The sequence below is a fragment of the Piscinibacter sp. XHJ-5 genome, from assembly GCF_029855045.1.
Classification (GTDB): Bacteria; Pseudomonadota; Gammaproteobacteria; order Burkholderiales; family Burkholderiaceae_C; genus Albitalea.
Genome location: NZ_CP123228.1, coordinates 796,608 through 818,666 on the forward strand (window position 1 = coordinate 796,608; position 22,059 = coordinate 818,666).

The window sequence follows — 22,059 nt, forward strand, 5'->3', positions numbered from 1 at the left end:
GGCTTGATGCCGTTGTACCTGCTCGCCGGCCTACGACATCACGACCACGACTTGCGCGTTGCCTTTTCCCGTCGAGAGGTAGATGTGGCCCACGCCGCTGTCGAAATAGGCTGACTGCAGCCGCTTGAGCTCGACCGTCTCGCCGGTCTCGAACAGGATGCGCACGCTGCCCGACAACACCATCACGAACTCCTGCCCCGGGTGGCGGATGAAGTCTGGGAATTCTCTGCGGTCGCGCGCCACGATGGCGCCGTGCAGCGGCGTCATGCGCTTGTGCGGGAACTCGGTGGCCAGCATGCGGTAGTCGTAGTTGTCGGCGTCGTAGCGCGGCGCCGACTCGAGGGTCGAACGCACGACCCTCGCTTCGTGGCCGGCCGCCGCCCGCGCCCGCGGGTCGAACAGCTCGGCGATGTCGACTTCCAGTGCCTGCGCCACCGCGGCCAGCTTCTCGTAGCTGACGGAGATCTGCCCCAGCTCGATCTTCGACAGCGTCGACAAGGCCACGCCGGAGCGAGCGGACAGCGCCTTCAGCGTCAGCCGGTGTCCCTTGCGGATCACGCGCAGGCGCGCGCCCAGGCGCTCGCGGTCCAGGGCGGGCGGGGCGCGGCGACGGGTGCGGGGTCGAGGACGATGGGCCGTCATGGTCATTCGCAGGACGGCACGATTCTCGCATGAGAGAATTCTCGTATGAGAGAATTCGATGTCGCCATCGTCGGCGCCGGCATCGCCGGCGCCTCGCTCGCGCACCGCCTGGCCGGACGGCGCAGCGTGGTGCTGCTGGAGCGCGAGCCGCAGCCCGGCTATCACGCCACCGGCCGCTCGGCCGCTATGTTCATGGAGACCTACGGGCCGCCTGCCGTGCGCGCGCTCACGCGGGCCAGCCGGGCCTTCTACGAGCATCCACCGGGCGGCTTCGCCGAGCAGCCGCTGCTCGGCGAGCGCGGCGTGCTGTACCTGGCCGAGCGCGGACAGGAAGCGCTGCTGGCCGACATGCGCACGAGGCTGCTGGCTGGCTGCCCCGATCTGCAGACGCTCGACGCCGACGGCGCGCTGGCGCACGTCGGCTGCCTGCGGCCCGAGGTGGTGCATGGCGCGCTCTTCGAGCGTGCGGCCCAGGACATCGACGTGCACGCGCTCCATCAGGGCTTTCTGCGCGGCATGCGTGCGCAGGGCGGCGAGCTGCGCACGAACGCCGCCGTCGAGGCCGCCGTGCGCGTCGGGCCGGAGTGGGAGCTGCGGTGCAGCGGCGGCGAGACGTTGCGCGCGGCCACGGTGGTGAACGCGGCCGGAGCCTGGGCCGACGAGGTCGCGGGCCGCTTCGGCGCGCAGCCGATCGGCCTGGTGCCGCACCGGCGCAGCGCGTTCACCTTCAAGGCGCCGCAGGGCATCGACGTGTCGCGCTGGCCTGCCGTCGTCGGCGTCGACGAGGGCTACTACTTCAAGCCCGACGCGGGGCAGCTGCTCGGCTCGCCGGCCAACGCCGATCCCACCTTCGCGCACGACGTCGTGCCGGAGGAGCTCGACATCGCCATCGGAATCGATCGCATCGAAGCGGTCACCACGCTGAGGATCCGTCGCCCGGCGAGCACCTGGGCCGGCCTGCGCTCGTTCGTGCGCGACGGCGAGATGGTCATCGGCTTCGACGACGCCGCCCCGGGCTTCTTCTGGCTCGCAGGCCAGGGGGGCTACGGCATCCAGAGCGCCGCCGGCGCCGCGGAGCTGGCGGCCTCGCAGCTCTGCGGCGAAGGCCTGCCGCCCTCGCTGGCGCGCCACGGCGTCGACCCGCACGCCCTGTCGCCTCGGCGCTTGCGCTGATCTCGTCATCCACCACCGGAAGGACACCATGAACGTTCGCACAGCTGCTCTCCTGCTCGCCGCCGTGCTGGGAACCGCCGGCGCCTGCGCCGCGGGCTTCCCGGACAAGCCGGTCACGCTCGTCGTGCCCTATCCGCCGGGCGGTGCGACGGACACCGTGGCGCGCATCGTCGCCAAGGGGCTGACCCAACGGCTAGGCCAGAGCGTGATCGTCGACAACAAGGCCGGCGCGGGCACCGCGATCGGCGCCGGCGCGGTGGCCAAGGCGCCGCCCGACGGCTACACGCTGCTGATCAGCTCCAACACCACGTTCACCGTCAATCCGGCGCTGAAGAGCAAGCTGCCGTACGACGCGCAGACGAGCTTCGAGTCGATCGGCCTGATCGGCACCTCGCCGCTGGTGCTGCTGGCCCATCCGGGCCTTTCGGCCAACACCGTGCCGGAGCTCGTGGCGCTCGCGCGTGCCAAGCCCGGCAAGCTGGCCTATGGATCGTTCGGCAATGGCACCACCTCGCACTTCGCCGGCGAGATGTTCAAGGTGATGGCCGGTATCGACATCCTGCACGTGCCGTACAAGGGCAGCGCGCCGGCGATGACCGACTTGATCGGCGGCCAGGTGCAGCTGACCTTCGACACCAATGTGGCGGCCCTGCCGATGCTCGAGGCGGGCAAGGTGAAGGCGATCGCGGTCACCTCGGCCAGGCGCTCGCCGTCAATGCCCAAGGTGCCAACGATTGCAGAGGCCGGCTACCCCGACTACGAAATGGTGCCGTGGATCACCATCGTCGCGCCGCGCGGCCTGCCGGGGCCGGTGAAGCAGACCCTGGCCAAGGCGCTCGCCGATGCGGTGGCCGATGCGGGCATCCGCGCCGAGCTGGAGAAGGCGGGCCTGGAGGTCGCCTACCAGGCGGGCAGCGCGTACGACGGCAAGGTGGCCAAGGAGCTGCCGCTGTTGCGGGCCTATGTGCACAAGGCCAAGATCCCGGTGGAGTGAGTCGATGCTCTCCTCTCCCTGTCCCGCTCGCCGGGGAGGGCGGGGGTGAGGGAAGTGGCTGATGGTTCTTGAGAGGACAACGACATGCGCCCCGACCTGACCCTGCCCGAACGTTCCGCGGTCGAGCTGCGCCGGCTGATCGGCAGCCGGCAGATCTCGCCGGTGGAGCTGATGGACGCCTGCATCGCCCGCATCGAGGCCTTCGATCCGGCCGTCAACGCCATCGCGGCCAGAGACTTCCCGCGTGCGCGCGAAGGGGCCCGCCTTGCCGAAGCGCAGGTGCTGCGCGGCGAGCCGCTGGGACCGTTGCACGGCCTGCCGCTGGGCGTGAAGGACCTGCAGGACACGGCCGGCCTGCTCACCACCTACGGCACCGTGCGGCTGCGCGGCAACGTGCCGGCGGCCGACAACGTGCTGGTGGCGCGGCTGCGCGCCGCCGGCGCCATCGTCACCGCGAAGACCAACGTGCCCGACATGGGCGCGGGCGCCAACACGCGCAACCCGGTGTGGGGGGCGACCGGCAACCCCTTCGACCCGCGGCTCAACGCCGGCGGCTCGTCGGGCGGGTCGGCCGCGGCGCTGGCGGTCGACATGCTGCCGCTGGCCACCGGCTCGGACACCGGCGGCTCGCTGCGCATCCCGGCGGCGCTGTGCGGCGTGGTCGGGCTGCGACCCTCCCCCGGGCTGGTCGCCAACGACAGCCGCCCGCTCGGCTGGTCGGTGATCTCGGTGCTCGGGCCGATGGGGCGCAGCGTGGACGATGTCGCATTGCAGCTGGCCGCGAGCGTGGGCTTCGATGCACGCGATCCGCTGTCGTACCCGGTCGACGCGGCAGCGTTTCGTGGCGTCGCGCCGATCGATCCGGCGAGCCTGCGCGTGGGCACCACCGAGGACTTCGGCGTGTGCATCGTCGATCCGGAGATCCGGCGCGTCTTTCGCGAGCGCGTGGCCGCGATCCGGCCGCTTGTCGCGAGCTGCGAGCCGGTCGAGCTGGCGCTGGGCGACGCCGACCGCGCGTTCGACACGCTGCGCGCCGAAAGCTTCGTCGCCGCCTATGCCGACGTCTATCGGCGCGAGCCCGAGACGCTGGGGCCCAACGTGCGCGCCAACGTGGAGATGGCGGCGGCGATCACGCTGGCGGACCGCGCGTGGGCGCATCTGGAGCAGACGCGCATCGCGCGGCAATTCGCGCATGCCTTCGAGCGCTACGACCTCATCCTCGCGCCGACGACGCCGGTGACGCCATTCCCGTGGACCGAGCTCTACGCCCAGCGCATCGATTCGCAGGCCATGCGCAACTACTACCACTGGCTGGGCCTCACCTACGTGGTGACGCTCGCGACGAATCCCGCCCTGTCGCTGCCCTGCGGCCGCGACGAGCACGGCATGCCATTCGGCCTGCAGCTGATCGGCCGCCTGCGTGGCGACGCGGCGCTGCTGGGCGCGGCGCGGGCATTGGAGCAGGCGTTCGAAGCGATCCCTGCGTTGCGCCGGCCGCGGCCGGATGTCGAAACGCTGCGCGAGGCACGCCCGGAGCTGAAGGCCATCGTGACGCATCCGCCCTTGGAAGGGACAAGCGCGGGCGGGGGAAGCGCTACGGCGGTTTGACCGCCGCAGCGTCGACCACGACTCATGGTGAGAGTGAGGCACTGCAACCAAGCCCCAGCCCGCCGCGATCATCGTGGAGACGATCTCCGTCCGCACCGGCAAGACCCTTCCGGTTGGCCAGGAGGTAGTCGGTCTGTCCCGAGCCTTTCAGCAGCGCGGCGGCCACCTCACGCAAGGCCACATGCAGATTCGCTGGCCCTTTCGGCGGATGCAGGAACGCCTGCGAGTGCGCATTGAGCGCCTGGCTTTGCATCCAAGGTAGACGGTTTGCCGGGACGATGGGCTCGCCGACCTGGAGCGTGCCATCGGTCGGCACGCTCAGTTTCAGCGCGGCCAAGGGGTGCATATCGGCGAAGGGCGGAGGCGACGTCCGTCAATGGCCTACCCAATGCGTATGCAGCCCTTGCCCGCTCGCTTTATCACCTATGCGAACGTCGCCGATCTCGCTCATCGGATGCGGCTCCTGTCCCGATATCGTTTTCCAGGTGTCGTGTTCCGAGATCATGTCGTAGAGCAGCTTGCCGAATACTTGCACCGCCAAGGCGTGCATATCGGCAGAGGACGGAGGCGACGTCCGTGACTTGCCTACGACCGCAACACGGGGGCCGAGCGGCATGGCACGACGCTTCGCGGGACATCGCCGAAACACCGCCCGCGAGTCTCCATCCGACCCTGCGCGTAATCCCGAGTGGCGCTTCGACGTTCGTCGCGTACTCTGTATACAGAGTACAGAAGACAGCCATGCCCGCCCACCTCGTCCAGCTCGATTCCACCCCCGACCTCGTCGAGCGTGTCCACCGTGCCTTGCTCGACGCCATCGTCGAAGGCTCGCTGGCGCCGGGCGCCCGGCTGACCCAGGAGGACATCGCGCGGCAGCTGGCGGTGTCTCGCCAGCCGGTGCTGCAGGCGCTGCGCCTGCTGAAGGCCGATGGCCTGGTGGTGGATGCACCCGGCCGCGGCCTGCTGGTCGCGCCGCTCGACAGCGCGTGGATCGCCGGCGTGTACCAGGTGCGCGCCGCGCTGGACGTGCTGGCCGTGCGGCTGGCGGCGCAGCAGCGAGCGGTCCTCGATCCCGCCTTGATCGCCCAGGGGCGCAAGGCCGCGCGTGGCCGCGACGTGCGGGCCATGATCGAAGCCGACGCGGCATTCCACGACGCCATCTACGCCGCCTCGGGCAATCCGCTCATCGCGCAGAGCGCGCATGTGCACTGGCGCCACATTCGCCGTGCGATGGGCGCGGTGCTGCAGAAGTCGGCGCTGCGTGTCACGGTGTGGGACGAGCACGAAGCGATCGTCGAGGCCATCGCCCGCGGCGACGCCGACGGGGCCACGCGCCTGATCAGCGGCCACGACCAGCGCGCCAGCGATCACATGAGCCGGCAGCTTTCGAAGGAGGCATTCGATGAAGCTCACCCCGCAGCAGGTCGAACAGTTCGACCGTGACGGCTATCTGTTCTTTCCGGGACTGTTCACGGCCGCGGAGGTGCGGGCGCTGAACGACGCGGTGCCTGCGCTCTACCGCCTGCGAGAGGCCTTCAACGTTCGCGAGAAGGGCTCGGAGGCGGTGCGCACGAACTTCGCCGCGCACCTGTACAGCGAGCCCTTTGCCCGCCTGGCCCGCCATCCGCGCATGATCGAGCCGGTGCAGCAGCTGCTGGGCGAGGCGCTCTACATGCACCAGTTCAAGATCAACGGCAAGATGGCCTTCGAGGGCGATGTCTGGCAGTGGCACCAGGACTACGGAACCTGGCTCAACGACGACCTGATGCCCACCGAGCGCGCGATGAACGTGGCGATCTTCCTCGACGACGTCAACGCCTTCAACGGCCCGCTGATGTTCATCCCAGGCAGCCACCGCAAGGGCGTGGCCGAGGCCGAGCACGACGTCACCACCACCAGCTACCCGCTGTGGACGCTGAACCCTGCGCTGGTCGCCGAACTGGTCGAGCGCGCCGGCGGCAAGCAGGGCGGCATCGTGTCGCCGCTGGGGCCCGCGGGCTCGATGATCCTGTTCCATTCGTGCCTGGTGCATGCCTCGGGCAGCAACCTGTCGCCGTGGAACCGCGTCAGCGTCTACCTCAGCCTGTGCGCGGTCAGCAACCACATCCGCCGTCACAAGCGGCCCGAGTACATCGCGCACCGCGACTTCGCGCCGATCGAATGCCTGCCCGAGGACTGCCTGCTGCGCGAGCACAAGGTCGACCTGCCGTGGAAGAACGGCATGCCGGCGAGCGCGCTCGTCACCTCGCTCCAACCGCTGGGGGAGGCGACCTGACATGAGCCTGTACGCCAAGCTTCAGCAGCGCGCCGCCGCCGGCAAGCCGGTGCGCATCGGCCTCATCGGCGCCGGCAAGTTCGGTTCCATGTACCTCGCGCAGGTGCCGCGCATCCCCGGCGTGCAGCTCGTCGGCATCGCCGACCTGTCGCCCGACACGGCACGCCGCAACCTGGCGCGCATCGGGTGGCCGGCCGAACGCGCGCAGGCCGCGTCGCTCGACGAGGCGATCGCGTCCGGCGCGACGCACGTCGGCGACGACTGGGCCGCGCTGGTGCGCCATCCGGCCATCGACATCGTCGTGGAGTGCACCGGCCATCCGATCGCCGCCGTCGATCACTGCCTGGAGGCCTTTCGCCAGGGCAAGCACGTCGTCAACGTGACAGTGGAAGCCGACGCGTTCTGCGGGCCCATGCTCGCGCGCAAGGCGGCCGAAGCCGGGGTTGTCTATTCGCTCGCCTTCGGCGATCAGCCTGCGTTGATCTGCGACCTGGTCGACTGGGCGCGCACCTGCGGCTTTCCGGTCGTCGCCGCCGGGCGTGGACACAAGTGGCTGCCGCACTTCTGTGAATCGACGCCCGAGACGGTGTGGGGCCACTACGGGCTCACGCCGGAGCAGGCTGCGCGCGGCGGACTCAATCCGAAGATGTTCAACAGCTTTCTCGACGGCTCCAAGCCGTCGATCGAATCGACGGCCGTGTCGAATGCGACCGGGCTGGGCGTGCCGAGCGACGGACTGCACTACCCGCCGGCCAGCGTCGAGGACATTCCCTTCGTCACGCGGCCGCGCTCGGAAGGCGGCGTGCTCGAACGCAAGGGCATGGTGGAAGTGATCTCCTCGCTCGAGCCCGACGGCCGGGCCATCCCCTACGACATCCGCATGGGCGTGTGGGTCACGGTGGAAGGCGAGACCGAGTACATCCGCAACTGCTTCGAGGAATACAACGCGCACACCGACCCGAGCGGCCGTTACTTCACGCTGTACAAGCGCTGGCATCTCATCGGCCTGGAGGTCGGCGTCTCGGTCGCCAGCGTCGCGCTGCGCGGCGAGCCCACCGGCGTGGCGACCGGATGGAACGCCGACGTGGTCGCCACCGCCAAGCGCGACCTGAAGCCCGGCGAGCTGCTCGACGGCGAAGGCGGCTACACGGTGTGGGGCAAGCTGCTGCCGGCCGCGACGTCGTCACGCCTGGGCGGATTGCCCCTGGGATTGGCGCACGACGTGAAGGTGCTGCGGCCGGTGGCCAAAGGACAGAGCCTGAGCTGGGACGACGTGGCGATCGACACGAGCACGCGCGCGTACGGCATCCGCAAGGCGATGGAGGACGCGTTCGCGGCGTGACGGGGCTTGCAGGGCTTCGCCACGAAGTGAGTCGACGTCGTCACATCGATACCACCTCGTTGCATTGCTGACGTCGCGACACGGGTTTGGGAGCCGCACTTGCCGCATCCGCTTGCCCGCTGAGGGGCGAAACCGAAGGAACCATCCCTACCATGAGACTCTCCATTCTTCCCACCCTGACGGCCTCCCTCCTGGCCGGCGTGTTCGCCGTCGCGCAGGCCCAGACCTCCAGCACCACGAGCTCGGGCACGACCAGCGACCCGGCGACCGCGTCGACGTCCGTGTCGAACAAGGATGCCGCCAAGGCGCACGAGGAAGCCAAGAAGGCTTGCAAGGCCGAGTCTTCCAAGCAGGCCCAGCAGGACTGCCTGAAGAAGGCGCAGGACGACTACCAGGCTGCGATGAAGTCCCGCAGCGACGCGAAGAGCGACGCCCCGAAGCAGTAGGCGCCCTTCATCCGTCGACACGCCGGCACCGCAAGGTGGCCGGCGTGTCGTCGTTTGGAAGTGCATGCGGCAAGGCATTCCGATCACGTCGCAGCGACCCCGCTTCGACAGCGGGCTCGAAGGAGGATTGAGCGGGCGGCGATGCCCGCGCGCTGCGCCAGCGGCTGGTGATAGCGGCAAGAGGCTGTAAGCGTTTGCGCGTCTGCCCGTTGTCGCAGATGTCCAATACGCCGCCCCGGCTCGCCGGGAAGATCCCGCACCTTGCCTGTGTGGGAGCTGCCCATGACAACGTTTCAAGCCTATCCGCTGCTCGCGCTCGTCGGCGCCGGCGGCGGACTCGTCTCCGGCGCCGTCGGCCTGGCCGGCGGCATCTTCATCGTGCCGGCCCTGGTGGCGCTGTTCGGCACCGAGGCGATGGGCGACGCCATCGTGGTGTCGTTCTTCGCGGTGCTCTTCAACAGCCTGTCGGCCACGCTCGAGAACCGCAAGTCGCGCGGCGCAGCCGCCTACTGGCAGCTGGTGAAGGGCGCGCGGCTCTACGCAGGCGCCGCAGCCGTCGCGGCATTGGCGGTCGCCGCCTTCTTCGGGCGGCGGCCCGATGCGGTGGCCAAGCCGCTGCTTGCCGCGCTGCAGCTGCTGCTGGCGGTCTGCATGCTGATCCCGCGCAGCTGGTACGAGCACCTGCGTGCCGCACGCAGCCGGGTGAAGGATGCCGTGGTGGGCGCGATCGTCGGCGGGGCGAGCACGCTGATCGGCGTGGGCGGGGGCACCTACACGATGTTCTACTTCCTCGTGCACGGGCGGCAGATCAAGGACTGCACCCTGACCTCCAACTTCGTGGGCATCTTCATCGGCCTGATGGGCATCGCGGGGTACTACGGCTGCGCGCTGCTGTCGGCCGGCGGCGGGCCGGGCGGCACGCATCTCATCGACACGCCCGGTCGCGCCTTGCTGATCGGCTTCGGCATCGCCGCGAGCCCCGTCGGCGTGCGGCTGCAGGCGCGGCTTCCTGCGGGGACGATCAGGACGATGGTGGTGCTGGTGCTGGCCGCGTCGTCGGGCTATGTGCTGTTGGGGGCTGGCTGAGGGCCTCTCCCGCAACCGGGACAGAGCGAACCGCTACTTGAACGCGTAGCGGATCCAGTGGCGGTACACCTCGCCCGGCTTCAGCCAGCAGCTGGGCTGCGGCCACTCCGGGTGATTGGGGCTGTCGGGCAGGAACTGGGGCTCCAGCGCGACGGCTGCGCAAGCCGGATACGCGGCACCGGAGGGCGTTGCGAGGTACTGGCCGGCATAGAACTGGATCGCCGGCAGGCTCGTCGAGAGCGACATGCGCAGCGCGCCGTCGGTCGACGACAGCTCGGCGGCAGGCTGCGTGCCGGCGAGCAGCCACGCATGGTCGTATCCGCCGGCCTGGCGCTGCTGCTCGTCGCGCAGCCAGTCCGCCGCAATCGGCTTGCCGCTGCGAAAGTCGAAGCCGGTGCCTTCGACATCGGCCAGCGGCCCGAGCGGAATCAGCTCGCGGTCCACCGGCAGGAAGCGATCGGCCGCGATGCGCAGCCGATGTCCCCGCACGTCGCCGGGCGCGCCGTCGAGATTGAAGTAGGCGTGGTTGGTGAGGCACACCGGGCTCGCGGCGCTCACGCGCGCGACCGCCTCCATCTCGATGGTCATCGCGTCCAGCAGGCGATAGCTCACCTCGGCGTGCAGCTCGCCCGGATAGCCCTGGTCGCCATCCGGCGACACCAACGCCAGGCGGGCCGACATGTCGTCGGCACCGACCAAGGTCCACTCGCGTGCATCGAATCCCTGGGGCCCGCCGTGGAGCTGGTGCCTGGAGCCGGCATTCGGCTGCAGTGCCCACGAGCGTTCACCGAGCGCGATGCGCGCCGAGCCGATGCGATTGGCGTAGCGGCCGATGGTGGCGCCGATGTAGGCGCTGCGCGCCGCGGCGTCCGGCAGGGCCGGCCGCTCCAGGATGACGCTGCGTTGCGAGCCGTCGGCCAGCGGCACCCTGCACGACAGCCAGGACGCTCCGAAGGTCGACAGCGTGAGCGACAGGCCCTGGGGGTGCCGCAGGTGGATCGTGCGGGTCATGGCGCATCCTTCCCGTGTCGCGCGAGCAGGTCGTCGAGCGCCGCCAGCTCGTCGGTCGCGAGCACCGGCGCGCGCAACGCGCTCACGGCCTCGCGCACCTGCGACGGGCGGCTGGCGCCGATCAGCACCGAGGCCATCACCTCATGGCGCAGCACCCAGGCGAGCGCGAGCTGCGCCAGCGTCTGTCGGCGCGACCGGGCGAAGTCGTTCAGCTGCGCGATGAGCTGCACGCGCTGCGCGGTCAGGTGCGCGGGACGCAGAAAGCCGCGCGTGCCCGCGGCCCGCGAGTCGGCCGGAATGCGGCCGTCGAGATAGCGGTCGGTGAGCAGACCCTGCGCCAGCGGCGAGAACGCGATGCCGCCGATGCCCTCCTCGGCAAGCGCGGGCAGCAGATCGGCTTCGATCCCGCGGTCGAGCAGGTTGTAGCGCCCCTGGTGGATCAGGCAGGGCGCGCCCATCTCACGCAGCAGCGCGGCGGCGCGCCGCGTCAGCTCGGCAGGGTAGTTGGACAGGCCGACATAGAGGGTGCGTCCGGAGCGCACGAGGTGCGCCAGCGCGTCCATCGTTTCCTCCAGCGGCGTGCGCGGGTCGGGACGGTGGTGATAGAAGATGTCGACGTAGTCGACCCCCAGGCGGCGCAGGCTCTGGTCGAGGCTGGCGACCAGGTACTTGCGCGAGCCCCAGTCGCCGTACGGGCCAGGCCACATCGTGTAGCCCGCCTTGGTCGCGATGACCAGCTCGTCACGATGGCCACGCAGGTCGCCGCGCAGCAGCGCGCCCAGGGTCTCCTCGGCCGAACCCGGCGGCGGCCCGTAGTTGTTGGCGAGGTCGAAGTGCGTGATGCCCAGGTCGAAGGCGGCACGCACGATGGCGCGTGCATTCTCCGCATCGTCCTGCGCGCCGAAGTTGTGCCACAGGCCCAGCGACACGGCCGGCAGATCGAGGCCGCTGCGGCCGCAGCGGCGGAACGTCATCGCCTCGTAGCGCGTCGTCGCCGCGCGGTGGTCCTGCATCGATCAGCCGTCCTGCAGCGGCAGGTCGCCGGCGCCGTTCGATGCGTGGCACACGTGCACGTCGGCCGGCTCGCCGGACGGGGAGCGGTAGTGGCGTGCGACCTCGTCGCGCGCCTGCGGCACCAGGCTTTCGGGCAGCAGGGCGACGACGCAGCCGCCGAAGCCGCCGCCCGTCATGCGCGCGCCGCCGGCGTCGCCGATCACCTGCTGCAGCAGGCGCACCAGCTCGTCGACCGGCGGCACCGTGATCTCGAAATCCACCCGCATCGAATCGTGCGATGCCGCCATCAGCGCTCCCATCTCCCGCAGGTCGCCGGCGGCCAGCGCCCGCGCGGCCGCGACGGTCCGGTCGTTCTCGGTGAGCACGTGCCGGGCGCGGCGGCGAACGACGGGGTCGAGCTCGATGGCACGCGCTTCGAACATCGGCACCGAGAGGTCGCGCAGCGCCTTGACGCCGAAGTGCCGCGCCGCGGTCTCGCATTGCTGTCGGCGCAGGTTGTACGCGCTGCCGACCAGGCCGCGCCGCACCCGCGAATGCACGATCATCACGGCGGCGCCGGCGGGCAGCGGCACCGGCTGCGCGTCCAGCGTGCGGCAGTCGATGAGCAGGGCGTGCCCTTCGACGCCGAGGGCGGAGATCAGCGGATCCATGATGCCGCAGTCGCAGCCGGCGAAGCGGTTCTCCGCCTCCTGCGCCAGCAGTGCCATGCGCGACGGAGCCAGCGTGTCGAGTCGGCCCAGGCCCTTGAAAGCCTGGAGGACGGCGAGCTGCAGCGACGCCGACGACGACAGGCCCGCACCCTGCGGCACGTCGCCCGAGACGGCGAGGTCGGCGCCCGCGAGCGCGTGCCCGTGCGCCAGCAAGTGCTTGACCGGACCGCGCACATAGTGCGTCCAGGTGGCGTCGGCGCGAGGAACGATGGGCCGGTCGAGATGGAACTCGTCGACCCCATCGCCCAGGTCGGCGGCGACGACGCGCACGACGCGGTCGTCGCGCGGCGCGGCGGCCACGACCGTGCCGCGGTCGATCGCGCAGGGCAGCACGAAGCCGTCGTTGTAATCGGTGTGCTCGCCGATGAGGTTCACGCGGCCCGGCGCCTGCACCAGGCGCGCGGGCGCGCGCCCGAAGCGGCGCTGAAAGGCCGCGAGCGCGGTGCTGCGGGGCGTGGGCATGTCAGGCATCGGCGGGATGAACATCGCTCACCGCGCGCAGCCGCGCGGCGGCCTGCTCCGGCGTGAGGTCGCGCTGCGCCTCGGCCAGCATCTCGTAGCCGACCATGAACTTGCGCACGCCGGCCGAGCGCAGCAGCGGTGGATAGAAATGCGCATGCAGGCGCCAGGCGGGCGCGTCGCGGCCGTCGAAGGGCGCGCCGTGCCAGCCCATCGAATAGGGAAAGGAGCAGGCGAACAGGTTGTCGTAGCGGCTGGTGAGGCGCTTGATCGCCACGGCGAGGTCCTCTCGCTGAAGCGGCTGCAGCTGGGGCAGCCGCTGCACGTCGAAGCGCGGCAGCAGCAGCGTCTCGAACGGCCACGTCGCCCAGTACGGCACGACGGCCAGCCAGTGCGCCGTCTGCACCACCACACGATCGCCGCCGGCGGCTTCGCGCTCGGCGTAGTCGGCCAGCAGCGGCCGTCCGTGGAGATCGGCGTAGCGCCGCTGGAGCTCGTCTTCCACGGCCGCTTCGCCGGGAACGAAGTCGCTCGCCCAGATCTGGCCGTGTGGATGCGGGTTCGAGCAGCCCATCATCGCGCCCTTGTTCTCGAACACCTGCACCCACGGATAGCGCGCGCCGAGCTCCTCGCTCTGCGCGCACCAGCTGTCGATGACCTCGCGGATCGCGGCGAGCGGCAGCTCCGGCAGCGTCTTGCCGTGGTCGGGCGAGAAGCAGATCACCCGGCAGGTGCCGCGCGCGCCCGACGCCTCGAACAGCGGGTCGCTGCCCGGCGGCGCGGGCGGGACGTCGGGCAGCAGGGCGGGGAAGTCGTTGTCGAAGACGAAGGTGCCGGTGTAGTCGGGATTGCGCTGGCCGTTGGCGCGCAGGTTGCCGGCGCACAGGTAGCACTGCGCATCGTGTGCCGGCAGCGCGAGCGCCGGCGCCGGTTCCTGCTGGCCCTGCCACGGACGCAAGGCGCGGTGCGGCGAGACCAGCACCCACTCGCCCGTCAGCGGATTGCGGCGGCGGTGCGGGTGGCCGGCGGCGTCGAACATCAGAGTGTGTTCACCGCCGGATGGGCGGCGGACTCGACGGTCAGGCGGTTGACCAGCGGCGGGCCGAACTCCGGCGACTCGATCTCCCAGCTTTCGCCGGGCTGCACGCGCACGCCGTCGGAGAAGCTGAGCGTGGCCGCGCCGAAGAAGTGGAGATGCACGTCACCCGGCCGGCGGAACAGCGCGTACTTGAAGTGATGGTGCTCGAGGTTGGCGATGGTGTGCGACATGTTGGCCTCGCCGCTCAGGAAGGGCTTTTCCCAGCGCAGCGTGCCCGCGGCATCCCGCAGGCGCGTGTGGCCGCCGACATGAGCAGGCAGCGTGCCCACGCGCAGTGCCGGTCCGACCGAGCAGGCGCGCAGCTTCGAGTGAGCGAGGTACAGGTAGTTCTGCTGCTCGGTGACGTGGTCGGAGAACTCGTTGCCGAGCGCGAAGCCGACGCGCCACGGCGTGCCGTCGGCGCCGATGACGTAAAGGCCGACGATCTCCGTCTCCTCGCCGCCGTCGAGCGCGAACTCGGGCATCTCGATGTCGTGCCCCGAGGCGCGCACGATGGAGCCATCGCCCTTGTAGAACCACTCCGGCGCCACGCCGGTGCGGCCCGGCGCGGGCTTGCCGCCTTCGAGGCCCATCTGGAACATCTTCATGCTGTCGGTCAGCGTCTGCGCTTCGGCCAGCTTCTTGTGCATCGCGTTGCGCGACTCGGCGCTGCCCAGGTGCGTGAGGCCGGTGCCCGTGACGAGGCAGTGCGCGGTGTCGGGGTGCGTGAGCGGCGGCAGCAGGCGGCCTTCGCCGGCGATGCGGTCGTAGGCCAGCGGGTCTTCGAATGCGACGGTGGCCAGCAGTCCCTCCAGCGTGAGCTGCCGGGCGATCGCGGTCTGCGCGAGCGCATGGGTGGTGTCGGTGCCGAGGACCGGCCGCACCTGGCGCCGTTCGGCGTCGAGCAGGCCGACCCGTGTGCGGCCTTCGGGGGTCTGGAACTGGATCAGCAGCATGGGAGCACCTTCAGTGAGAGTGTCGCGGCACGGCGGAACCTCGGCAGCCGACGAGGAAATCGAGGTCGCAGCCTTCGTCGGCCTGCAGCACGTGGTTGATGTACAGCTTCTGGTAGCCGCCCTCGGCCGATGCCGGCTGCAGCGTCAGCCCGGACATGCGCTCGGCCAGCTCGGCGTCGGAGATTTCCAGGTGCAGGCGGCCGGCCTCGCAGTCGAGCTCGATCCAGTCGCCGTCGCGCACCGCGGCCAGCGGCCCGCCCGCGGCTGCCTCGGGCGCGACATGCAGCACGACGGTGCCGTAGGCGGTGCCGCTCATGCGGGCGTCGGAGATGCGCACCATGTCCTTCACGCCCTGACGCAGCAGCTTGGGCGGCAGGCCCATGTTGCCCACCTCCGCCATGCCGGGATAGCCCTTGGGGCCGCAGTTCTTCATCACGAGCACCGAGCTCGCGTCGACCTCGAGCGCCTCGTCGGCGATGCGCCGCTTGTAGTCCTCGAGGTTCTCGAACACCACGGCGCGCCCGCGGTGGCGCAGCAGCTCGGGGGAGGCCGCCGACGGCTTGAGCACGGCCCCGCGCGGCGACAGGTTGCCGCGCAGGACGCGGATGCCGCCGTCGTCGATCAGCGGCTTGGCGATCGGGCGGATCACCTCTTCGTTGTAGTTGGGCGCATCGCAGACGTTCTCCCAGAGCGTGCGGCCGTTGACGGTCAGAGCGTCGGGATGCGGCAGCAGGCCGTGCTCACCGAGGCGGCGCAGCACCGCGGGCAGGCCGCCGGCGTAATAGAACTCCTCCATCAAGTAGCGGCCCGATGGCATCAGGTCGACGATGGTCGGCGTTCCGCGGCCCAGGCGGGTCCAGTCTTCCAGTTCCAGCGGCACGCCGATGCGCCCGGCGATGGCCTTCAGGTGGATGACTGCATTGGTCGAGCCGCCGATGGCGGCATTGGTGCGGATCGCGTTCTCGAACGCCGCGCGGGTGAGGATCTTCGACAGCGTCAGGTCCTCGAGCGCCATCTCGACGATGCGGATGCCCGACATGTGCGCGAGCACATAGCGGCGCGCGTCGACGGCGGGGATCGCGGCGTTGTGCGGCAGCGCCGCGCCGAGCGCCTCGGCCATGCAGGCCATGGTCGAGGCCGTGCCCATGGTGTTGCAGGTGCCGGTGGAGCGCGACATGCCCCCCTCGGCGGCGAGGAACTGGTGCAGCTTGATCTCGCCGGCCTTCAGCGATTCGTGCAGCTGCCACACGGCGGTGCCCGAGCCGATGTCGCGGCCTTCGAGCTTGCCGTTGAGCATGGGGCCGCCGCTGACGACGATGGCCGGCACGTCGCAGCTCGCCGCGCCCATCATCAGCGCGGGCGTCGTCTTGTCGCAGCCGACGAGCAGCACGACGGCGTCGACCGGATTGCCGCGGATCGCTTCCTCGACATCCATCGACGCGAGGTTGCGCGTCAGCATCGCGGTGGGACGCAGATTCGATTCGCCGTTGGAGAACACCGGGAACTCGACCGGAAAGCCGCCCGCCTCGTAGACGCCGCGCTTGACGTGTTCGGCGATCTTGCGGAAGTGCGCGTTGCAGGGCGTGAGCTCGGACCAGGTGTTGCAGATGCCGATGATGGGCTTGCCCTGGAACTCGTGATCGGGGATGCCCTGGTTCTTCATCCAGCTGCGGTACATGAAGCCGTTCTTGTCGGCGGTTCCGAACCATTCGGCCGAACGCAACTTCTTCCGGTCGGACATGTTGTCTCCTGTGGCCTCTTGCCGGTGTGCTTATGCGAAACCGTGAAGACTACGGGGATCAGCGATATCCAACCAATGAGATCTTTGGCGGCAGGGATATGGATATCGGCATGCCTGCAGGGGTCAGCCCGCGAAACGGCACGGTGCCAGGCCGACCGCGTCGGTTTCCACCGCGAACAGCGCCCCGGCCAGCGGCTGGGCGGCGAGCTGCTCGGCCGACAACTCGATGGCCGCGCTGGTGACGAACAGCGTGCGCAGATCGGGGCCGCCGAAGGCGACGTTGGTGATGTTGGAGGTGGGCATCGCGATGCGCGCCAACTCGCGGCCGTCGTCGGGGGCGTGGCAGGTGACGCAGCCGCCGGCCCAGTGCGCGATCCACAGGCGGCCGTCGCGGTCGGTCGTCATGCCGTCCGGATAGCCGTCGCCGTGGGCGAAGCGCAGCCACGCATGCGGGCGGGCGAGCGTGCCGCCGGCCGGATCGAAATCCGCACGATGGACGACGTTGCGCGCCGTGTCGTTGAGCCACAGGGTGCGCCCGTCGGGCGACCAGGCCGGACCGTTGTTCACCGGGAAGTTGTCGGGCCAGATGCGCGTGATGTCGTGAGCCGACACGGCATAGAGCGAACCCGTTGGCGAGCGGCAGGCCATGTCCATCGAGCCGACCCAGAAGCGGCCCTGGGCGTCGCACTTGCCGTCGTTGAAGCGGTTGCCCGGCAGGTGAGCTTCGGGCTCATGCAGGGTCTGCAAGCTGCCGGTGTCCGGATCGAACAGGGCGATGCGATGACGCAGCGCCACGATCAGCCCCGGGGCGGCGGATCGTTCGGCGATGGCGCCGATGGTCTCGTCGAAGTCCCATTGCGCCTGCCGGCCCGTCGACGGGTGCAGTCTCAAGAGGCGCTGGCCGAGGATGTCGACCCAGTAAATCGCCTGCTGCCCGACCGACCAGCACAGGCCTTCCCCGAGTTGTGCGGCAGCGGGCCAGAGGGCTTGTGGCGAGCCGCAGTGCGGAGACGCGAAGGAGGACATGCGGCGCGAAGGAGACGGCTTGACGGGCTCGATCGTATCGAGGCACATTGATAATAGGAAATATATAGATACGCATCAGTTCATATCAAATTTGCAATCACGGAGACGTTCATGACGACACTGCGCCAGATCGACGGAGCCCAGTTGGCCCGCTACCCCAGCCTGGAGGGGCAGAGCGTCTTCGTCACCGGAGGCGGCAGCGGCATCGGCGCTGCCATCGTGAAGGCTTTCGCGTCGCAGGGCGCGCGGGTCGCCTTCATCGACATCGCGCGCGAGGCCAGCGAGGCGCTGGCCCGGGAGATCGAGGCGGCCGACCAGCCGCCGCCGTGGTGGGAGGTTTGCGACGTGAGCGACATCGCCGCGCTCCAGGCGGCCATCGGGCGCGCCTCGTCGGCCATCGGCGACTTCTCGGTGCTGGTCAACAACGTCGCCAGCGACGACCGCCACGCCATGGAGTCGGTGACGGTCGACTACTGGGATCGGCGCATGGCGATCAACCAGCGGCCCGCCTTCTTCGCCGTCCAGGCGGTCGTGCCCGGGATGAAGCGACGTGGCGGCGGGTCCATCATCAACCTCGGGTCCTCCGGCTGGCAGCTGAAGGAGGGCGGCTATCCGTGCTACGCGATCGCCAAGTCGTCGGTCAACGGGCTCACCCGTGGCCTCGCCGCGCCGCTGGGCGCCCACCGCATCCGCGTGAACACCGTGACGCCCGGCTGGGTGATGACCGAGCGCCAGCTCAAGCTCAACCTCGACGCGCAGAGCGAGCAGGCGCTGCGCGAAGCCCAGTGCCTGCCCGACCTGCTGCAGAGCGAGGACATCGCGCGCATGGTGCTGTTCCTCGCGTCCGACGACGGCGCCATGTGCTCGGCGCAGGAGTTCAAGGTGGACGGGGGGTGGATGTGAGCGCTACGCCGCGGCCTCCAGCGTCACCCCGTACATCTCCGCCGCGGCCGACTTCAGCGCCGCGAGCATGACCCGCGCGGCCGGCGAGAGCGGCCGGTCGGTGCGCGTGATGATGCCGAAGGCGTCCATGCGGCAGGGCAGCTCGATGGGCAGCACGGCGACGATGCCGTGCCGGGCGTAGTAATGGCCGACGTCGCCGGCGAGCAGCCCGATGGCGTCGCCTTCGCCGATCATCTTGGTCACGAACAGCAGCGCGGCGGTCTCGATGAGGTCGGCCGGCGCGTCCAGGCCTTCCTCGCGGAACATGAGGTCGAAGCGGTGGCGCAGCACGCTGCCTTCGGGCGGCACGATCCAGCTGCGGCTCGACAGGTCGCGCAGGCTCAACCCGTCGACACCCAGCAGCGGATGGCCCGGCCGCACCACGGCCACCGCCGGCTCCTCGGCGAGCGCCTCGTAGCGCAGCGCGGTCTTGTCGTGCTGCGCGAACAGGCGCGCCACGAGCATGTCGATCCTGCTTTGCGCCATGCGCTCCATCAGCACGTCGCTGGTCTCGATCAGAAGCGACACGCGCAGGGTCGGATGCGCCTGCTTCACCGCCGAGATGGCCTGCGGCAGCAGCATCAGCCCGGGTGTCGTGATCGCGCCCACGCTCACCTGGCCGAAGCGCCCGGACTTCAGGGCCTGCACCTCGTCGTGCGCCTGGTTCAGGCTGGCCAGCGCGACACGCGCGTGGCGGATCATCGCCTCGCCATACCAGGTGGGCCGCATGCCGCGCGGCAGCCTGTCGAACAGCGGCACGTCCAGCACGTCCTCCAGGTCCTTCAGCAGCTTGGACGCGGCCGGCTGCGTCATGTTGAGCACGTCGGCCGCGCGGTGGATGTTGCCTTCCTCGGCGATGGCGACCAGCAGCAGCAACTGGCGTGTCTTCAGCCGCGCGCGGATGAACCAGTGCGTGTAATTCATGAGCGATCTAGGGTTTCCATTGATCCGAAATCCTATATGGCTCCCCGCCAAATAACTATTAGGCCTATATCCCATGGCTCCCTACCATTCGGCACCTTTCAGCCACGGGCCGACCCGGGGACCATGCAGAACAGCTTCAGGAACTACATCAACGGACGCTGGGAAACCGGCGTCACGACGAGCACCAGCGAGAACCCGTCGGACCTCGCATCGCCGGTCGGCGACTACGTGCGCGGCGACCGTGAGCAGGCCGAGCTCGCGATCCGCGCCGCGGCCGAGGCGGCACCGGCCTGGGGATTCGCGACGCCGCAGCGCCGCGCCGATGCGCTGGACCAGATCGGCAGCGAGATCCTGGCGCGCAAGGACGAGCTCGGCGAGCTGCTGGCGCGCGAGGAGGGCAAGGCGCTTCCAGAAGCGATCGGCGAGGCCGCGCGCGCCGGCAACATCTTCAAGTTCTTCGCCGGCGAGGCATTGCGCACCGCCGGGGAGAAGCTCGCTTCGGTGCGACCCGGCATCGAGGTCGACGTCACGCGCGAGCCGGTGGGCGTGGTCGGCATCATCGCGCCCTGGAATTTCCCGTTCGCGATTCCGGCCTGGAAGATCGCGCCGGCGCTCGCTTACGGCAACACGGTGGTGTTCAAGCCCGCCGAGCTGGTGCCGGCCTGCGGCTGGGCGCTGTCCGAGATCGTGAGCCGCGCCGGACTGCCGGCCGGCGCGTTCAACCTCGTCAACGGCAGCGGCCGCCAGGTGGGACAGGCCATCGTGGAGAGCCGGCTGGTCGATGCAGTCACCTTCACCGGATCTGAATCCACCGGGGCGCAGGTGATGCAGGCGACCGCCGCGCGCGGCGCCAAGGTGCAGCTCGAGATGGGCGGCAAGAACCCGCTGGTCGTGCTGGCCGATGCCGACCTCGACCAGGCAGTCGAATGCGCGGTGCAGGGCGCGTTCTTCTCCACCGGCCAGCGCTGCACCGCCTCCAGCCGGCTGATCGTCGAGGCGGCGGTGCACGACAAGTTCGTTTCCCGGCTGCGGGAACGCATGCGCTCGTTGAAGGTCGGCCACGCGCTGGCGCGGGGCACCGACATCGGCCCGGTGGCCAGCCGGGCCCAGCTCGAGCAGAACCTCGCCTACATCGTGATCGGCCGCGAAGAGGGCGCCGAGCTCGTCATGGGGGGCGAAGAGATCAAGGCACCGACGCCCGGCCACTACATGAGCCCGGCGTTGTTCCTGGGCAAGCCCGAGCACCGCATCGCACGCGAGGAGATCTTCGGACCGGTGGCAGTGGTGCTGCGCGCCGACGGCTACGAGGAGGCGCTCGCGATGGCCAACGACACGCGCTACGGCCTTTGCGCCGGCATCTGCACCGGCTCGCTGAAGCACGCGATGCACTTCAGGCGCCACGCCCAGGCCGGCATGGTGATGGTCAACCTGCCGACGGCAGGCGTCGACTACCACGTGCCCTTCGGCGGCCGCAAGGGCTCCAGCCACGGCCCGCGCGAGCAAGGCCGCCACGCCGCCGAGTTCTACACGACCGTGAAGACGGCGTACACGCACGCATGAGTGGCACAGAACCACCCAGGCCTTCCCAAGACCAACCCCAGGAGACAACGATGAACATCCGCCGACGTACCGCCATTGCTTCCGCCGCCGTGCTGGCGTTCGCTGCCGCGACGCCGATGGCCGCATTTGCGCAGAAGAAGATCGTGCTCGGCTTCAGCCAGATCGGCGCCGAGAGCGAATGGCGCACCGCGAACACCGAGTCGATCAAGCAGGCGGCCAAGGAGGCCGGCATCGAGCTCAAGTTCGCCGACGCGCAGCAGAAGCAGGAGAACCAGATCAAGGCGATCCGCTCCTTCATCGCGCAGAAGGTGGACGTGATCGCCTTCTCGCCGGTGGTCGAGAGCGGCTTCGAGACCGTGCTGCGCGAGGCCAAGGCGGCGAAGATCCCGGTGATCCTCACCGACCGCGCCGTCAACACCAAGGACGACTCGCTCTACGTGACCTTCATGGGCTCCGACTTCCTCGAGGAAGGCCGCAAGGCGGCGCGCTGGCTGGTCGAGAAGATGAAGGACCAGAAGGGCGACGTGAACATCGTCGAGCTGCAGGGCACCGTGGGCTCCGCCCCGGCGATCGACCGCAAGCGCGGCTTCGAGGAAGTCATCAAGGCCGACCCGAAGTTCAAGATCATCCGCTCGCAGACCGGCGACTTCACCCGGGCCAAGGGCAAGGAGGTGATGGAAGCGTTCCTCAAGGCCGAGGGCAAGAAGATCAACGTGCTCTACGCGCACAACGACGACATGGCCATCGGCGCGATCCAGGCCATCGAGGAAGCGGGACTCAAGCCGGCCAAAGACATCGTCATCATCTCGATCGATGCGGTGAAGGGCGCGTTCGAGGCGATGATGGCCGGCAAGCTGAACGTGAGCGTCGAGTGCAGCCCGCTGCTCGGCCCCCAGCTCATGGCAGCGGTGAAGGACCTCCAGGCGGGCAAGCCCTTGCCCAAGCGCATCGTGACCGAGGAGACGATCTTCCCGATGGAAGTCGCCTCCAAGGAGTTCCCGAAGCGGAAATACTGACCACCCCCGAAGCGCCTTTCGTGATGTGACATACCGATACTGATACAGGAGACCAC

At 69.7% G+C, this 22,059-nt stretch carries 22 protein-coding genes; 11 read left to right on the plus strand and 11 right to left on the minus strand.

The window, feature by feature from the left end; genetic code table 11:
- Nucleotides 1-30: 30 nt before the first annotated feature.
- Complete coding sequence (locus P7V53_RS03810; RefSeq protein WP_280154150.1) at nucleotides 31-642, minus strand: XRE family transcriptional regulator; 612 nt, start codon at nucleotides 640-642, stop codon at nucleotides 31-33.
- 45 nt (nucleotides 643-687) lie between these two features.
- On the opposite strand from P7V53_RS03810, the gene P7V53_RS03815 reads away from it, so the two are divergent.
- The 3 genes from P7V53_RS03815 to P7V53_RS03825 all read left to right on the plus strand — a co-directional run bounded on the left by P7V53_RS03815 (nucleotide 688) and on the right by P7V53_RS03825 (nucleotide 4,417).
- Nucleotides 688-1,815, plus strand: a complete 1,128-nt coding sequence (locus P7V53_RS03815; RefSeq protein WP_280154151.1) for an FAD-dependent oxidoreductase — start codon at nucleotides 688-690, stop codon at nucleotides 1,813-1,815.
- A gap of 28 nt (nucleotides 1,816-1,843) precedes the next feature.
- Nucleotides 1,844-2,809, plus strand: coding sequence for a tripartite tricarboxylate transporter substrate binding protein (locus P7V53_RS03820; RefSeq protein ID WP_280154152.1), 966 nt, complete (start codon nucleotides 1,844-1,846; stop codon nucleotides 2,807-2,809).
- An 84-nt stretch (nucleotides 2,810-2,893) separates the two neighbouring features.
- A complete protein-coding gene (locus tag P7V53_RS03825) occupies nucleotides 2,894-4,417 on the plus strand; it encodes an amidase family protein (RefSeq protein ID WP_280154153.1) in 1,524 nt (507 codons plus the stop codon).
- Between the two features lie 22 nt (nucleotides 4,418-4,439).
- On the opposite strand, the gene P7V53_RS03830 is transcribed toward P7V53_RS03825, so the two are convergent.
- Together P7V53_RS03830 and P7V53_RS03835 are read right to left on the minus strand one after the other, a co-directional pair.
- Entirely contained in the window at nucleotides 4,440-4,754 is a 315-nt protein-coding gene (locus P7V53_RS03830; RefSeq protein ID WP_280154154.1) for a hypothetical protein, read from the minus strand.
- Between the two features lie 36 nt (nucleotides 4,755-4,790).
- Nucleotides 4,791-5,033 (minus strand): hypothetical protein, encoded by a 243-nt coding sequence (locus tag P7V53_RS03835; protein WP_280154155.1) that lies wholly within the window; start codon nucleotides 5,031-5,033, stop codon nucleotides 4,791-4,793.
- 125 nt (nucleotides 5,034-5,158) lie between these two features.
- On the opposite strand from P7V53_RS03835, the gene P7V53_RS03840 reads away from it, so the two are divergent.
- The 5 genes from P7V53_RS03840 to P7V53_RS03860 all read left to right on the plus strand — a co-directional run bounded on the left by P7V53_RS03840 (nucleotide 5,159) and on the right by P7V53_RS03860 (nucleotide 9,566).
- A complete protein-coding gene (locus P7V53_RS03840; protein WP_280154156.1) occupies nucleotides 5,159-5,860 on the plus strand; it encodes a GntR family transcriptional regulator in 702 nt (233 codons plus the stop codon).
- Complete coding sequence (locus P7V53_RS03845) at nucleotides 5,820-6,692, plus strand: phytanoyl-CoA dioxygenase family protein (protein ID WP_280154157.1); 873 nt, start codon at nucleotides 5,820-5,822, stop codon at nucleotides 6,690-6,692. Before P7V53_RS03840 ends, P7V53_RS03845 begins: the two co-directional genes overlap by 41 nt.
- A gap of 1 nt (nucleotide 6,693) precedes the next feature.
- A complete protein-coding gene (locus P7V53_RS03850) occupies nucleotides 6,694-8,034 on the plus strand; it encodes a Gfo/Idh/MocA family oxidoreductase (protein WP_280154158.1) in 1,341 nt (446 codons plus the stop codon).
- A gap of 152 nt (nucleotides 8,035-8,186) precedes the next feature.
- On the plus strand, nucleotides 8,187-8,480 hold the full coding sequence (locus P7V53_RS03855) for a hypothetical protein (protein ID WP_280154159.1): 294 nt from the start codon (nucleotides 8,187-8,189) through the stop codon (nucleotides 8,478-8,480).
- A gap of 282 nt (nucleotides 8,481-8,762) precedes the next feature.
- Entirely contained in the window at nucleotides 8,763-9,566 is an 804-nt protein-coding gene (locus tag P7V53_RS03860; RefSeq protein ID WP_280154160.1) for a sulfite exporter TauE/SafE family protein, read from the plus strand.
- 33 nt (nucleotides 9,567-9,599) lie between these two features.
- Here the strand turns inward: P7V53_RS03860 and P7V53_RS03865 are convergent, their stop codons facing one another.
- From P7V53_RS03865 to P7V53_RS03895, 7 genes are all read right to left on the minus strand, one after another.
- Entirely contained in the window at nucleotides 9,600-10,577 is a 978-nt protein-coding gene (locus P7V53_RS03865; protein WP_280154161.1) for a galactose-1-epimerase, read from the minus strand.
- Entirely contained in the window at nucleotides 10,574-11,590 is a 1,017-nt protein-coding gene (locus P7V53_RS03870) for an aldo/keto reductase (protein ID WP_280154162.1), read from the minus strand. Before P7V53_RS03870 ends, P7V53_RS03865 begins: the two co-directional genes overlap by 4 nt.
- Nucleotides 11,591-11,593: 3 nt before the next feature.
- Nucleotides 11,594-12,763, minus strand: coding sequence for a galactokinase (gene galK, locus P7V53_RS03875; protein WP_280154163.1), 1,170 nt, complete (start codon nucleotides 12,761-12,763; stop codon nucleotides 11,594-11,596).
- Between the two features lies 1 nt (nucleotide 12,764).
- Nucleotides 12,765-13,799, minus strand: a complete 1,035-nt coding sequence (locus P7V53_RS03880; protein WP_280154164.1) for a UDP-glucose--hexose-1-phosphate uridylyltransferase — start codon at nucleotides 13,797-13,799, stop codon at nucleotides 12,765-12,767.
- The gene (gene araD1, locus P7V53_RS03885; protein WP_280154165.1) at nucleotides 13,799-14,794 is read right to left on the minus strand and encodes an AraD1 family protein; all 996 of its coding nucleotides are present in this window, start codon (nucleotides 14,792-14,794) and stop codon (nucleotides 13,799-13,801) included. The genes P7V53_RS03880 and araD1 overlap by 1 nt, the downstream gene beginning before the upstream one ends.
- A 10-nt stretch (nucleotides 14,795-14,804) precedes the next feature.
- Complete coding sequence (locus P7V53_RS03890) at nucleotides 14,805-16,535, minus strand: IlvD/Edd family dehydratase (RefSeq protein ID WP_280154166.1); 1,731 nt, start codon at nucleotides 16,533-16,535, stop codon at nucleotides 14,805-14,807.
- A 123-nt stretch (nucleotides 16,536-16,658) separates the two neighbouring features.
- Nucleotides 16,659-17,561, minus strand: coding sequence for an SMP-30/gluconolactonase/LRE family protein (locus tag P7V53_RS03895; RefSeq protein WP_280154167.1), 903 nt, complete (start codon nucleotides 17,559-17,561; stop codon nucleotides 16,659-16,661).
- A gap of 111 nt (nucleotides 17,562-17,672) precedes the next feature.
- Here P7V53_RS03895 and P7V53_RS03900 point away from each other — a divergent pair, with 111 nt between their 5' ends.
- Nucleotides 17,673-18,464, plus strand: coding sequence for an SDR family oxidoreductase (locus P7V53_RS03900; protein WP_280154168.1), 792 nt, complete (start codon nucleotides 17,673-17,675; stop codon nucleotides 18,462-18,464).
- A 3-nt stretch (nucleotides 18,465-18,467) separates the two neighbouring features.
- Here the strand turns inward: P7V53_RS03900 and P7V53_RS03905 are convergent, their stop codons facing one another.
- On the minus strand, nucleotides 18,468-19,427 hold the full coding sequence (locus P7V53_RS03905) for a LysR family transcriptional regulator (RefSeq protein WP_280154169.1): 960 nt from the start codon (nucleotides 19,425-19,427) through the stop codon (nucleotides 18,468-18,470).
- Nucleotides 19,428-19,550: 123 nt separating this feature from the next.
- Here P7V53_RS03905 and P7V53_RS03910 point away from each other — a divergent pair, with 123 nt between their 5' ends.
- Both P7V53_RS03910 and P7V53_RS03915 read left to right on the plus strand, forming a co-directional pair.
- Complete coding sequence (locus P7V53_RS03910) at nucleotides 19,551-20,987, plus strand: aldehyde dehydrogenase family protein (protein ID WP_280154170.1); 1,437 nt, start codon at nucleotides 19,551-19,553, stop codon at nucleotides 20,985-20,987.
- Nucleotides 20,988-21,037: 50 nt separating this feature from the next.
- Nucleotides 21,038-22,003, plus strand: coding sequence for an ABC transporter substrate-binding protein (locus P7V53_RS03915; RefSeq protein ID WP_280154171.1), 966 nt, complete (start codon nucleotides 21,038-21,040; stop codon nucleotides 22,001-22,003).
- Nucleotides 22,004-22,059 lie beyond the last annotated feature (56 nt).